The 12,520-nt window shown below is 63.6% G+C and carries 15 protein-coding genes; 5 read left to right on the forward strand and 10 right to left on the reverse strand.

Features of this window, described 5'->3' with window-relative positions; genetic code table 11:
* Window positions 1-19: 19 nt before the first annotated feature.
* The 4 genes from E3O18_RS07655 to E3O18_RS07670 form a co-directional block, all read right to left on the reverse strand.
* Window positions 20-385 carry an RNA polymerase-binding protein RbpA gene (locus E3O18_RS07655; protein WP_134395566.1) on the reverse strand — a complete coding sequence of 122 codons (366 nt, stop codon included), beginning with the start codon at window positions 383-385 and terminating at the stop codon, window positions 20-22.
* Window positions 386-475: 90 nt separating this feature from the next.
* Window positions 476-1,219, reverse strand: a complete 744-nt coding sequence (locus E3O18_RS07660) for a glycerophosphodiester phosphodiesterase family protein (RefSeq protein WP_134395567.1) — start codon at window positions 1,217-1,219, stop codon at window positions 476-478.
* Window positions 1,220-1,225: 6 nt separating this feature from the next.
* Complete coding sequence (locus tag E3O18_RS07665) at window positions 1,226-2,215, reverse strand: SPFH domain-containing protein (protein WP_134395568.1); 990 nt, start codon at window positions 2,213-2,215, stop codon at window positions 1,226-1,228.
* The gene (locus tag E3O18_RS07670) at window positions 2,215-2,685 is read right to left on the reverse strand and encodes an NfeD family protein (protein ID WP_174720088.1); all 471 of its coding nucleotides are present in this window, start codon (window positions 2,683-2,685) and stop codon (window positions 2,215-2,217) included. Before E3O18_RS07670 ends, E3O18_RS07665 begins: the two co-directional genes overlap by 1 nt.
* Before the next feature lie 116 nt (window positions 2,686-2,801).
* Between E3O18_RS07670 and E3O18_RS07675 the strand changes: the two genes are divergently transcribed.
* Window positions 2,802-3,593, forward strand: coding sequence for an SDR family oxidoreductase (locus tag E3O18_RS07675; protein ID WP_241976592.1), 792 nt, complete (start codon window positions 2,802-2,804; stop codon window positions 3,591-3,593).
* 58 nt (window positions 3,594-3,651) lie between these two features.
* On the opposite strand, the gene E3O18_RS07680 is transcribed toward E3O18_RS07675, so the two are convergent.
* From E3O18_RS07680 to dhaK, 5 genes are all read right to left on the reverse strand, one after another.
* Entirely contained in the window at window positions 3,652-4,248 is a 597-nt protein-coding gene (locus tag E3O18_RS07680) for a DUF308 domain-containing protein (protein ID WP_166784893.1), read from the reverse strand.
* A 252-nt stretch (window positions 4,249-4,500) separates the two neighbouring features.
* Window positions 4,501-4,671: a hypothetical protein gene (locus E3O18_RS16080; protein ID WP_166784607.1), complete on the reverse strand. Its 171-nt coding sequence runs from the start codon at window positions 4,669-4,671 to the stop codon at window positions 4,501-4,503.
* Between the two features lie 175 nt (window positions 4,672-4,846).
* Complete coding sequence (dhaM, locus tag E3O18_RS07685; protein WP_134417826.1) at window positions 4,847-5,533, reverse strand: dihydroxyacetone kinase phosphoryl donor subunit DhaM; 687 nt, start codon at window positions 5,531-5,533, stop codon at window positions 4,847-4,849.
* Between the two features lies 1 nt (window position 5,534).
* On the reverse strand, window positions 5,535-6,173 hold the full coding sequence (gene dhaL, locus E3O18_RS07690; protein WP_134395573.1) for a dihydroxyacetone kinase subunit DhaL: 639 nt from the start codon (window positions 6,171-6,173) through the stop codon (window positions 5,535-5,537).
* Between the two features lie 19 nt (window positions 6,174-6,192).
* The gene (gene dhaK, locus E3O18_RS07695) at window positions 6,193-7,194 is read right to left on the reverse strand and encodes a dihydroxyacetone kinase subunit DhaK (RefSeq protein WP_134417827.1); all 1,002 of its coding nucleotides are present in this window, start codon (window positions 7,192-7,194) and stop codon (window positions 6,193-6,195) included.
* Between the two features lie 224 nt (window positions 7,195-7,418).
* Here dhaK and E3O18_RS07700 point away from each other — a divergent pair, with 224 nt between their 5' ends.
* Window positions 7,419-8,183 carry an MIP/aquaporin family protein gene (locus tag E3O18_RS07700; RefSeq protein ID WP_134417828.1) on the forward strand — a complete coding sequence of 255 codons (765 nt, stop codon included), beginning with the start codon at window positions 7,419-7,421 and terminating at the stop codon, window positions 8,181-8,183.
* A 99-nt stretch (window positions 8,184-8,282) separates the two neighbouring features.
* Complete coding sequence (gene glpK / locus E3O18_RS07705) at window positions 8,283-9,797, forward strand: glycerol kinase GlpK (RefSeq protein ID WP_134395576.1); 1,515 nt, start codon at window positions 8,283-8,285, stop codon at window positions 9,795-9,797.
* A gap of 27 nt (window positions 9,798-9,824) precedes the next feature.
* Here glpK and trpD read toward each other — a convergent pair whose 3' ends face one another.
* Entirely contained in the window at window positions 9,825-10,877 is a 1,053-nt protein-coding gene (gene trpD / locus E3O18_RS07710; protein ID WP_134395577.1) for an anthranilate phosphoribosyltransferase, read from the reverse strand.
* 204 nt (window positions 10,878-11,081) lie between these two features.
* Between trpD and E3O18_RS07715 the strand changes: the two genes are divergently transcribed.
* Window positions 11,082-11,651, forward strand: a complete 570-nt coding sequence (locus E3O18_RS07715) for a heme-copper oxidase subunit III (protein ID WP_241977815.1) — start codon at window positions 11,082-11,084, stop codon at window positions 11,649-11,651.
* 22 nt (window positions 11,652-11,673) lie between these two features.
* Window positions 11,674-12,486, forward strand: a complete 813-nt coding sequence (locus tag E3O18_RS07720) for a cytochrome c (RefSeq protein ID WP_134395579.1) — start codon at window positions 11,674-11,676, stop codon at window positions 12,484-12,486.
* Window positions 12,487-12,520: the final 34 nt, after the last annotated feature.

Here is a 12,520-nt window from a genome sequence, read left to right on the forward strand (position 1 = left end):
CGTCGAGAGAACGGGCCGATCAGGCGCCGATCTTCTGCTGTCCGCGCCGCTCCCGCAGGAACGTCAACCGCTCCTCGAGGAGTTCCTCGAGTTCGGCGCGGGTGCGTCGCTCCAAGAGCATGTCCCAGTGCGTACGCGGTACTTTCTCGTCGGAATGGTCCACAATCACCGGTTTGGAGTCAACCAACCGGGTTGCTGTCTGTGAACAGAAGCGACATTCCCATTCGTCAGGGGCATCCGCCTCTGCCGAGAAGATCATGACCGTCTCCCGTGCACACGTTGCACACAGATACGTGTGACTGACTCGTGGTGAAAAAGTTACGCCCTCTTCGCTTTGAAGGCTTTGTGCGCCTAACCTCATGCCACGCAAACTGCGATCCGCCATCGTGTGGTCTCCTCTCGCGATGCAACTACTAGGTATAAACCATCAAGCTGGACGTTATCTTTCCGTTACGTGACTTCTCGGAGCGAACTCTCAGGCTCGCGCCGCGATGATCGCCACGGCCAGGTCGCACCGGTCCGTGACGATCCCGTCGACACCGAGGTCGAGGAGCCGGTTCATGGACTCCGCATCGTTGATGGTCCAGACATGCACCTCTACCTCGGTCGCGTGCATGGCGCGAATGAAGCGGGGAGTGAGGATGCGAAGGAAACGAATCGACTCCGGTACCTGCACGGCGGCGAAGCCCCTCAGGGAGTGCCGCACCGGAGCGGCAAGGCCCAGTTCGGCGGTCAAAACGGCGCGCATCAAGACCGACGCGGATGCCGATGTGGCCACCCCGGGAAGGAGCGCAGCCGTGCGGCGACGGCGGTTCTCGGAGAATGAGGTGATCAGCGTTCGGTCGATGGCGCCGGCGTCCCGGACCGCAGCGGCCGTGGCCTCGACGGCGGCCAATGATTTGACGTCGATGTTGAACCGGGCGTCCGGGAAGACGTCAAGTCCCTCGCGAAGGGAAGCGAAGGACTGTCCCTGACCGAGTCCGACCCGGCGCAGCTCGCCCATGGTGAGCTGGTCGAGGCGGATGCGGGTTCCGGCCACATCGTGTTCAGCGTCGTGGCTGAGCACGGCGATTCCGTCGTCCGTGGCGTGGACATCCGTCTCAATGTGGGTCGCGCCGACCGCCAGCGCGTGCCGGAACGCCAGCAGGGTGTTCTCCGGTGCATCGAGGGAGAGGCCGCGATGGGCGAAAACGCGCGGCCCGGCCCCCTCGAGGTACATCGTCGCCTAGGCCTCCGGGACGGCGGGGGACCGACCGGCCGTCTCGGCCTGCCCGGTCTGCGCGGCCTGCCCGGTCGGTGCGGGGGCGGCCGAGCCGCCGACGGCATGGCCGAACGCCGTCCCGATACCGTTCATCGCGGCGGTGAGTTCGCTGGGCACGATCCACAGCTTGTTCGCACTGCCCTCTGCGAGCTTGGGGAGGGTCAGAAGGTACTGATAGGCCAGGAGCTTCGGATCCGGGTCACCGTCATGGATCGCCCTGAACACCGTGGTGATGGCCTCCGCCTCACCCTGGGCGCGCAGAACGGCTGCCTTCGCGTCACCCTCCGCCGACAGGATGGCTGCCTGCCGGGCTCCCTCTGCCGTCAAAATCGCTGACTGCTTCGTGCCCTCCGCGGTCAGGATGACGGCGCGGCGGTCACGCTCGGCGCGCATCTGCTTCTCCATCGAGTCCTGGATGGACAGGGGCGGGTCGATCGCCTTCAGCTCCACCCGTCCGACTCGGATACCCCACTTGCCGGTGGCCTCGTCCAGCACGATCCGCAGCTGCCCGTTGATATTGTCGCGGCTGGTCAGCGCCTCTTCAAGGTTGAGGCCACCGACCACATTGCGCAGGGTCGTCGTCGTGAGCTGCTCGACTGCGCCCAGGTAATTCGCGATTTCGTAGGTGGCGGCACGTGCATCCGTGACCTGAAAATAGACCACGGTGTCAATGGACACCACGAGATTGTCCTCCGTGATCACCGGCTGCGGGGGGAAGGAAACGACCTGTTCGCGCATGTCCAGCAGGGGGCGCACCCGGTCGATGAAGGGAACCAGGATGTTCAGGCCCGGCTCGAGCGTCTTGTGATACTTGCCCAGACGCTCGACGACGCCGGCGTTGGCCTGCGGGATGATCTTGATGGCCCGGACGAGAACGACGACGACGAACACCCCGAGTACCAAGAGGAGGGCGGCAATGAAGATTTGCCCAATGAATTCACCGGTGGAGAGCATTATGTGATGTTCCTTTCCGAGGGCAGAACGACGGCGGTGGAGCCTTCGATCGCGGCCACGCGAACAATCTCACCGGGTTCGGCGGATTGCGTGTCGGTGTCGGGGGAGAGGCGGGCTGTCCAGGTTTCGCCGTTGGCCAGTTTGACCATTCCACCCGAGGGGCGAACGGTGGACAGTACTTGTGCGGTCATGCCGAGCAGTGCGGCGACATTGCTCGGTGTGTGATCGGCACCCTTCCTCATCAGCCGCAGGAGAACCGGGCGTATGAGCAGGATGAGGAGCACGGATACCACGGCGGCCGTGACGATCTGGAGCCACCACACGGCTCCCAGCAGGTTCGCCCCCAGGCCGGCCAGACTGCCGACCGCGATCATCAAAAAGGTGAACTCGAGAGAAAGCAGCTCGATGATCACACAGACGAGGATGAAGACGAGCCAAACGATCCACAAGTAGTCGGTCAGGTCAGCCATCAATTTTGGAGCCTCTCACGTGACGTTTCCCTGTCGAAGCTATCACCTGCTCGTCGGCCGGAGTCAAGACTGACCGAGGCTGAGTCCAGCCGCGCATGTTGGTAGGGTTGGGCGTTGTGACTATTGCACCCCAAAATCCCCTCGACGCCGGCTCTCTCACCGGCAAACGCGCCCTGGTCACGGGGTCGTCCCGTGGTGTCGGAGCGGCCACCGTCGGCCTCCTCGCTGAGGCGGGCGCCAGCGTCGCGATCAACTTCCGCAACAAGGAGGCACGGGCGATCAAGGTCGCCGATGCTATCCGCGCCGCAGGTGGCACGGCAATCACGGTCGGCGCAGATCTGACGGATGCTGCATCCGTCGAGTCCATGTTCGAAACCATCCTCACGGAGTTCGGTGGGCTCGACATCCTCGTCATGAACGCCTCCGGCGGCATGGAAAGCGGCATGGCCGAGGATTACGCCATGCAGCTGAACCGGGACGCCCAGGTCAACCTGCTGCACGCGGCACGGCCCTTGCTCGCTCCGGGTGCCCGCGTGGTGTTCGTCACCAGCCACCAGGCTCACTTTGTCGAGACCACGACGACCATGGCCGAATACGAGCCGGTCGCCCGGAGCAAGCGCGCCGGCGAGGACGCATTGCGCGCCCTCATCCCCGAGCTCGCCGAGGCCGGCATCGGTTTCGTCGTTGTCTCCGGCGACATCATCGAGGGCACGGTCACCGCCGTCCTGCTTGAGCGAGCCAGCCCGGGCACCATGAACGCGCGCAAGGATGCCGCCGGCCGGCTGTACAACGTCAGCGAATTCGGCGCCGAGGTTGCGTTGGCGGCTGTCGAGGCCGTGCCGGAGAACAACACCAGGTATGTCGGGGACATCGCGGACTACGTCGGAGAAGCCGCCAGTCGAAACTGACGTTGCGGGCAGCACGTGCGGTGCGGCCGGACGAGTGCTCTGCGGCCACTCCGTGCGGCTACGCCGTATCGAGTGTTGCCGACCGACCCCGGCCGAACATGAAGGCCTGCGCCAGTTGGATGATCCCGGACAGAACGAGGAACACTCCGCCGATCGTGACCAGAATGGTGACCGACTCGACGGGGGAGAAGAGCACCACGACGCCGGCCACGACGGCGATGGCGCCGAAGACCGTGCCGAACCACCTGCTGGAGTCCGGAGCCGTCTCGACCAATCCGGCCACACCTTCCACGATCCAGGAGATCCCGATAAGCATCCCGAGCACGGCCAGGGTGTCCAAAGGGGTCCTGATTGCGACGATACCGCCGACGATCAGCAGCACGCCGAGCAGGATGTTCACAACCCGGCTACCACCGGACGCACCCTGTGTGAATAATCCTCGGACTACGTGAACGATGCCGCTGATCAAGAAGTACAAGCCGAACAGAATCCCGAGGGACGCGACGGTGGTGTCCGGCCAGGACAGGATCAGGATGCCGACGACCAGAGCCAGCAGGCCGGTCCCAGCGATGGCCAGGCGCACACCCGTGATTTCTGACGTGCTGAGCGCTCTCGAATCCAACGACAGATCAACGGCCGTAACGGTAGTGGGCATTTCAGGTGCCTCTCGGATTCTGGGAACGAGCCGTGTCGCACACGGTAGTCGAGTCCGGCCAGCACGTCCAGACCTCTTCATTGATTGACCGATAATGCACATTATGTCAGTACAGACTACGCTTTCGCCGGACTACGAGAGGCATCGGAGCACTTCCGAAACGTCCCGCATCGTGCCGGAGTGTGTCCAACGGTGGATTGGGACCCGTGTGCAGACATTTGGCGACAGCCAACCGAACCGCCGCCGGCGGCCTCATTCGGGGCGGTCGATTTCCTCGTCCGTGTTCTCCGGTTCGTGCGGGCGCAGGACCATCCCGAATTCGTTCACGGGCAGGAACGCGTCCCGGTCCCACGCGCCCGGATGCGGCACGGGGCACGTAAGGATCGTGTCATGGGCGCCGCGCTCGATCGAATGCGCACGCATGGTCTGCCCACAGACCGGGCATTCCTTTAGATCGGTCGGCCCGTCCGTATCCGCGAATCGCGGATCCACTCGGTCGGAGTGACGAGTAGGACTGCTCTCCGGCGGTTTCCTGTCTTTGACCATGCGCTCAGACTACGCCGAGTTGCAAAATCGACCAGGCGTGTGTGCTGTGCGTCTACTCTTCTCCGAAACCCGATTCCAGAAGGTCTCCCAATGCGGCTACGGCTGCCGCTCCGGCCTCATCCGAGGAGGAGATCTCCGCGGTCATGCCGCGGATGAGTCCGAGTGACATCACGGCAAGCAGACTGGACGCATCTTTGCCATTCACGGTGACTCGTGCCTCGAACGTACTGGCGAGCTTCACGAAGTCAGCAGCCGGTCGGGCATGCAGACCATCCTTGTTTACCAGGGTAACGGTTCGCGTGACCACTGGCGGCAGCGCTGGTTCCGCCCCAGGTGCGCAGACCGCCCCGGCGGCGGATTGCGCGGCCCGCACGACAGACGCGATGTCTCCCCCTATCTCGGCGGCGACGGCTGCAGCCACTCCCCCCTCGACCAGAGGCGCATCCACGATTCGTACTCGGGCACGCGCCGCGTCTCCGAGGAAATCCAACGCGGTTTCGGCCGTCAGGATCGCGGAGCCCAGGTCGCAGAGCAGCACGACGCCGGCGCCGGCGTCAGCCTGTGCAATGCCGCTGACCACCTTCGTGAAGCTCGTGCCGATACCCCCGTCGTCTGTCCCACCGGCCGGGACCATCCTCGTTCGGGCTGCCATCTGGGTCGCCAGATCGACGAGACCGTCGGCGATCTTCGAGCTGTGGGAGATGAAAACGAGACCGACAAGCCCCTCTGTGGCGGTCATTTCAGGCGGTCGCGGCGGTGTCGGCAGCTGCTCGCAACAGCAGGGCCGAAGACTGCGCTCCCGGGTCGCGGTGACCGATGGCCCGTTCGCCGAGGTAGCTAGCCCGTCCCTTACGCGCGACCCAGGGTTCCGTCGCCTCTGCCCCTGCCTCGGCAGCAGCTGCCGCAGCCATCAAAATCGCCAGGTCGTCCGCACCGTCGGCACGGGCTGCTTCGGCGGCGTCGACCGCCGGAGTCCAGGCATCGACCATGGTCTTGTCTCCGGACTCCGCTTTGCCGCGCAGGACGATGCCGTCTCGCGCGGCCGCCAGGAGTGCAACCAGAGCGGCCCCGTTAAGGTCAGCCGAGCCGGTGATGGCCACGGCCGCCTTGAGGAACGCTGTTCCGTACAGTGGACCCGCCGCACCGCCCACGGTTGAGATCAATGTGGTTGCGACGAGTTTGAAGACGTCCCCGGGGTTCGCCTCGGCCGGAAGGTCATCGAGTTTCAACAGCACCGCCTGAAAACCGCGGTCCATGTTTTCACCATGATCACCATCGCCGATTTCACGGTCCAGATCAATCAATTCCACACGGTGCTCATTCATTACCGCCGCACTGGCCCTGATCCAGGCTTTCGCCCACGTGCCGTCCAAATTCATTGGATCTCCTTCTACCCGCCTATCGTCCCCACCGTAGCGCTGCCGTCTGGACCGGCGCATCCCACAGGGCAGTCAATTCGTCATCGAGTTTCAGCACGGTGATGGATGTTCCCTGCATCTCGAGAGACGTCGTGAAGTTCCCGACGAGTGTCCTGGTCACTACGATCCCCTGTTCGGCCAACACCTCGGCGGCCCGTCGAAATACGATGTACAGCTCGATTTGCGGTGTGCCGCCCATTCCGTTGACGAAGAGAAGCACGTTGTCTCCGGCCACGAACGGGATGTCCTCAAGGATAGGGCCGAGGAGACGGTCGACGATGGCGTCGGCCGGCTCCAGCGTGATGCGCGCGCGCCCCGGCTCGCCGTGGATGCCGATCCCGATCTCGATCTCATCGTCGGCGAGCGTGAAGCTGCCTTCCCCGGCGTGGGGAACAACGCACGGCGTCAGCGCCACACCCATTGACCGCACCCCGGAGATGACCCTCTCTGCGATCGCGGCAACGGTCTCCAGGGCGTCTCCGCGCTCAGCCGACGCTCCAGCGATCTTCTCGACCAGGACCGTTCCGGCCACACCACGTCGCCCGGCCGTGTACAGCGAGTCCTTCACGGCGACGTCGTCGTTGACGATCACCGAGCGGACCTCGATTCCCTCCGCGGCGGCGAGGTCGGCGGCGGTCTCGAAATTCAAGACGTCCCCGGTGTAGTTCTTGACGATGTGGAGTACCCCCGCTCCCCCATCGACCGCCTTCGTCGCGGCGAGGATCGGGTCGGGTGTCGGTGAGGTGAAAACGGCCCCGGGTACGGCTGCGTCCAGCATCCCGAACCCGACGAACCCACCGTGAAGTGGCTCGTGTCCGCTTCCTCCTCCGCTGACCAGACCCACTTTCCCGGCAACGGGAGCTTCCGTGCGCACGATGTGGATCGGTTCCGTCGAAATCCGGACGATATCGGCGTGGGCCGCGCCGAACCCGGCCACGGCCTCAGCGACGACGTTCTTGGGATCATTGACGAGTTTCTTCATGTCTCTTCCTTCGATCGAGGTGGTTGGACTGCCCGTCGACGGGCTGGTGTGGAGCGCCGTGCACTCCAGGCTCAACCTACGCGCTGCCCTCGCTGCCGGTAAGGGGCGGTGAATTACACGTCCACCGGCCCATTCCGCTGCGTTAATCGCCGCGCTATGGTAATGCCGATCGCTCACCGCTCAGGGTTGCTCCGGCATCTCCAGCCTCACCAAGAAAGGTCAACGTGGACAATATTGGAGTCGTATTCTTATCGGAAGTGCTGGGTACGGGGATGCTCGTCCTCCTCGGAACCGGTGTGGTCGCCAACGTCGCGCTGGCCAAGAACAAGGGCCTTGGCGGCGGATTCCTCATGGTCACCATCGGGTGGGGTTTCGCAGTCTTCGCCGGCGTCATCGTCGCCTATAACTCCGGCGCACACCTCAACCCGGCAGTCACCCTCGGCCTGGTGACAGCGGGTGCGACGGAGTTCGGTTCGGGCGTTCCCGTGAACTTCCTGTCGGTCCTCACCTACATCGCGGGTCAGTTCCTCGGCGCCTTCATCGGAGCCGTCTTTTGCTGGCTGACCTACAAACAGCACTTCGACGCTGAGCCCAACTCCGCCAACAAACTCGGCGTCTTCTCGACCGGTCCGGCCATCCGCTCCTACGGCTGGAATCTGACAACCGAGATCATCGGCACATTCGTGCTCGTCTTCGTCGTTCTGGCTTTCGGTGGCGGGCGCCAGGGCGAGAGTGGTGGACTGGCCGCGCTCGGTGCACTGCCCGTCGCGCTGCTTGTCATCGTCATCGGCACCTCGCTCGGTGGGCCGACCGGATACGCCATCAACCCGGCTCGTGACCTGGGGCCCCGCATCGCGCACTTCGTCCTGCCGATCAAGGGCAAGGGAACGTCCGATTGGGCATATTCCTGGGTTCCTGTCGTGGGTCCGGTCATTGGCGGCATGCTCGCCGGATGGGCTTCCCTGTTCCTTTTGCCCGTCCTCACGTAATCCTTCCCGCGGGCCGGTTCAGTCATTGAATCGGCCCGCACTGTGTGGCGTCAGTGCGCCGCGTCCAGCATCGATTCTCGCAATCCAAGGAGGTATTTCATGGCCAAGTACGTCATCGCAATCGACCAGGGAACCACGAGTTCCCGAGCCATCATCTTCGACAAAGCAGGCTCGGTGATCGCGATTGGTCAGCTTGAGCACGAGCAGATCTTCCCCCGGGCCGGCTGGGTCGAGCACGACCCGATGGAAATTTGGGACAACACCCGTGAAGTGATCGGCCAGGCTTTGTCCAAGGCGAACCTGACTCGGCATGACATCGAGGCCGTGGGAATCACCAACCAGCGTGAGACCGCAGTGGTCTGGGACCGCCACACCGGGCTGCCCGTATACAACGCGATTGTCTGGCAGGATACCCGCACCCAGCCGATCGTGGACCGTCTCGCCGCCGACGGCGGAGTCGAACGGTTCAAAGCCCAGGTTGGGCTCCCCCTGGCGACATACTTCTCCGGAACGAAGATCGTCTGGATTCTTGAGAACGTGCATGGCGCGCGCGCCAAGGCCGAAGCGGGCGATCTGATGTTCGGCACGACGGACTCCTGGGTGCTGTGGAACCTGACCGGCGGGCTCGAAGGCGGCGTGCACGCGACGGACGTGACCAACGCCAGTCGCACCATGTTCATGGATCTCGAGACTCTGCAATGGGACGACGACATCCTCGCCGCCTTCGGGGTGCCGAGGTCGATGCTGCCCGAGATTCGCTCCTCGTCCGAGGTCTACGGCCTCGTGAATGAGCACAGCCTGCTGCGCGAGGTACCGATCGCGGGCATCCTGGGCGACCAGCAGGCGGCCACCTTCGGACAGGCCGCTTTCGACCAGGGTGAGGCGAAGAACACCTACGGCACGGGCAACTTCCTCATCTTCAACACGGGCACCGAGATCATCCACTCCAAGAACGGTCTGCTCACCACGCTCGGTTACAAACTCGGCGACGCGGCCCCCCACTATGCGTTGGAGGGGTCGATCGCCGTCACCGGCGCCCTCGTGCAGTGGCTGCGAGACAATCTGGGAATGATCAGTACCTCCGAGGAAATCGAGACGCTTGCCAAAACGGTCGATGACAATGGCGGCGCCTACTTCGTGCCGGCCTTCTCCGGCCTGTTCGCGCCGTACTGGCGTGCGGATGCCCGTGGCGCCCTGGTCGGCCTGACCCGATTCGTGAACAAGGGCCACATCGCCCGCGCCACCCTCGAGGCGACCGCGTTTCAGACCCGGGAGGTCCTCGACGCGGTCAACGCCGACTCTGGTGTCCCATTGACCGAGCTGAAGGTTGACGGCGGCATGATCGTCAACAACACGCTGATGCAGTTCCAGGCCGACATCATCGGCGTGCCAGTGGTACGACCCGTCGTGGCCGAAACCACGGCTCTCGGCGCCGCGTACGCCGCCGGACTGGCGGTCGGGTTCTGGAGCGACCTTGACGAATTGCGGGCCAACTGGCAGGAGGACAGCCGGTGGACCCCGCAAATGGGCGAAGAAGAGCGGAACCGACAGATGCGCAACTGGAAGAAGGCCGTTACCAAGACGTTCGGCTGGGTTGACGACGACGTCGTCTAGCTCGTCTCGGTGTCTGGGCCAGCCGGGTCACACCCGACTGGCCGCAACCCACTCAGCGAGCTTGACCGTGGCCGCACCGGAGTCGACTGCCTCTGCGGCCACGGCCATTTTGGTGCGGAAGCGCTCGATGATATTGACTTGAGACTGCGCGGGATCGTTTGCCAGGTCAAACGCGACCAGGCCGGCGGCCGCGTTCAGCAGGACGATGTCACGCACCGCACCGACCTCACCGGCCAGCACTGAATGAACGACGGCGGCATTGTGCTCAGCGTCCCCGCCAACGAGCTCATTGATCGAGGCCCGTCGAATTCCCAGGTCACGCGGATCGATGTCGTGTTCCGTCACCAAGCCCCGCGACACCTCCCAGACATGGCTGTGGCCCGTCGTGGTCAGCTCATCAAGACCGTCATCACCGCGGAAGACCAGGGCCGTCGCCCCCCGCGTCTGGAATACACCCACGATGAGCGGAACTCGGTCCAGGTTTGCGACTCCCACTGCTGACGCCTCGGGACGGGCCGGATTGCACAACGGGCCGAGGTAGTTGAACACCGTGGGGATGCCGAGCTCCTTGCGCGCCAGGGCTGCGTGACGGAACCCTGGGTGAAAAGCGGCAGCGAAGGCGAAGGTGATCCCAGCCGTATCCAAAATGGCAGCAACCTGGTCGGCGGACAGTGTCAGGTCAATGCCGAGGGCAGCAAGCACGTCCGACGAACCGGACGCCGAGCTTGAGGCCCGGTTCCCGTGTTTGATCACGGGAACGCCGACCCCGGCGCAGATGATGGAGGCCATCGTCGAGATGTTGACGGTGCCGAACCGATCCCCACCAGTGCCGACGATGTCCAAGGCCATCGGGTTCACCGCCAGCGGTACGGCATGGTCGAGGATCGCATCCCGAAACCCGACGATTTCGTCAACGGTTTCGCCCTTGGCGCGTAGGGCTACGAGGAAGCCGGCCAGCTGCGCCGGAGTTGCCTCCCCCAGCATGACCTGCTCCATGCTCCACGCGGCATCGGAGACGCTGAGGTCCTCCCCCGCAAGCAGAGCGCTGAGGACGTTTGGCCAGGACTGAATTTCAAGCATGGAACGATTTTAGCGAGATCGACGATCCGTCCCGAATTCGCTTCCCGGGGCGCGTTTGTTGCAATCAGGTAGTCATTCCCGCAATTGAGGGACAGGTCCGCCCCGATGACAATAACCGCTACGCAAATCGGCCATAATGGAAGGGTGACGAGTCCATCAATTACTTACACGGTCAATGCGCCCGTTGTTAACCGGCCCAACAGCGTGGCTGTCGGCACTATCGTCTGGTTGGGCAGCGAAGTCATGTTCTTCGCCGGGCTCTTCGCCATCTATTTCACGCTGCGGTCGACGTCGCCTGAATTGTGGTTATTCGAGACAGAGAAGCACGGCTTCGGATTCGCCCTCGTGAACACGCTGATCCTTGTGTCCTCTTCGGTGACCTGCCAATTCGGAGTGTTTGCGGCAGAACGCCTGCAATCACGTTCGACCGGATGGAAACCCAGCCAGTGGGGCATGGTCGAGTGGTTCTTCCTCACCTACGCCCTCGGGGCCATATTCGTGTCCGGTCAGGTCTTTGAGTACGCGACTCTCGTTTCCGAGGGCGTCTCGCTTACCAGCAACGCCTACGGATCCGCATTTTACCTCACCACCGGGTTCCACGGTATTCACGTGACTGCCGGCCTGATCGCGTTCCTGCTCGTCATCGGGCGCGCCTTCGCGGTCAAGAACTTCGGTCACAAGGAAGCAACGAGCGCCATCGTCGTGTCGTACTACTGGCACTTCGTCGACGTCGTCTGGATCGGGTTGTTCCTCGTTATTTACGTTCTTAAATAGAAAGTCGGAGTGGACACCACGTATGACCACGATTAGCACACCGAAGCAGTCCGACGGTCGCAAAGCCGGCCGTCGCAGCCCGCTTGCCAGCGTCGCCCTCATCGCGATCGGACTCCTCTTCACAGGAGGCGCCTACGCCGCTTTCAGCACGAGCACGGCCAGTGCGGAGACGAACGCCGCGTCGCAGCAGACCGTCAGCGAAGGGCAGAAACTCTTCGCGGCCAACTGCGCCACCTGTCACGGATTGGAAGCAGCGGGGACCAATGCCGGCCCCAGCCTGATCGGCGTCGGTGCTGCATCGGTCGACTTCCAGGTGGGCACCGGACGGATGCCGATGCAGTTGAACGGACCGCAGGCTGAGAAGAAGGCCGTCCAGTTCACAGACGAGCAAATCGTGTCCCTCGCCGCTTACGTGGCGTCCCTCGCGCCGGGTCCGGCACTTCCGGATCCGTCTCTCCTCGACGCTGAGGGCGATGCCGCCAACGGCGCCGAGCTGTTCCGCATCAACTGCGCGATGTGCCACAACGTCGCCGGCGCCGGTGGTGCCCTCACTCAGGGCAAGTATGCGCCTGCCCTGGCGGGGGTCACGGAGAAGCACATCTACGAGGCCATGGTCACCGGCCCGCAGAATATGCCCGTGTTCAACGACATGAACATTTCCCCGGAGAGCAAGCGCGACATCATCACCTACCTCAAGTACCTGGACAACAACCCGTCTCCCGGTGGATTCGCTCTGGGCGCCCTCGGACCGGTCTCGGAAGGTCTTTTCCTTTGGATCTTCGGTCTTGGGTCGATCGTTGCCCTGACGGTGTGGATCACCGCCAAGTCGAACTGATCACCAACCAGGTCTGACACAAACTGTTTTATGA

It is taken from the genome of Cryobacterium sp. TMT2-42-4, assembly GCF_004402645.1.
Lineage (GTDB): Bacteria > Actinomycetota > Actinomycetes > Actinomycetales > Microbacteriaceae > Cryobacterium > Cryobacterium sandaracinum.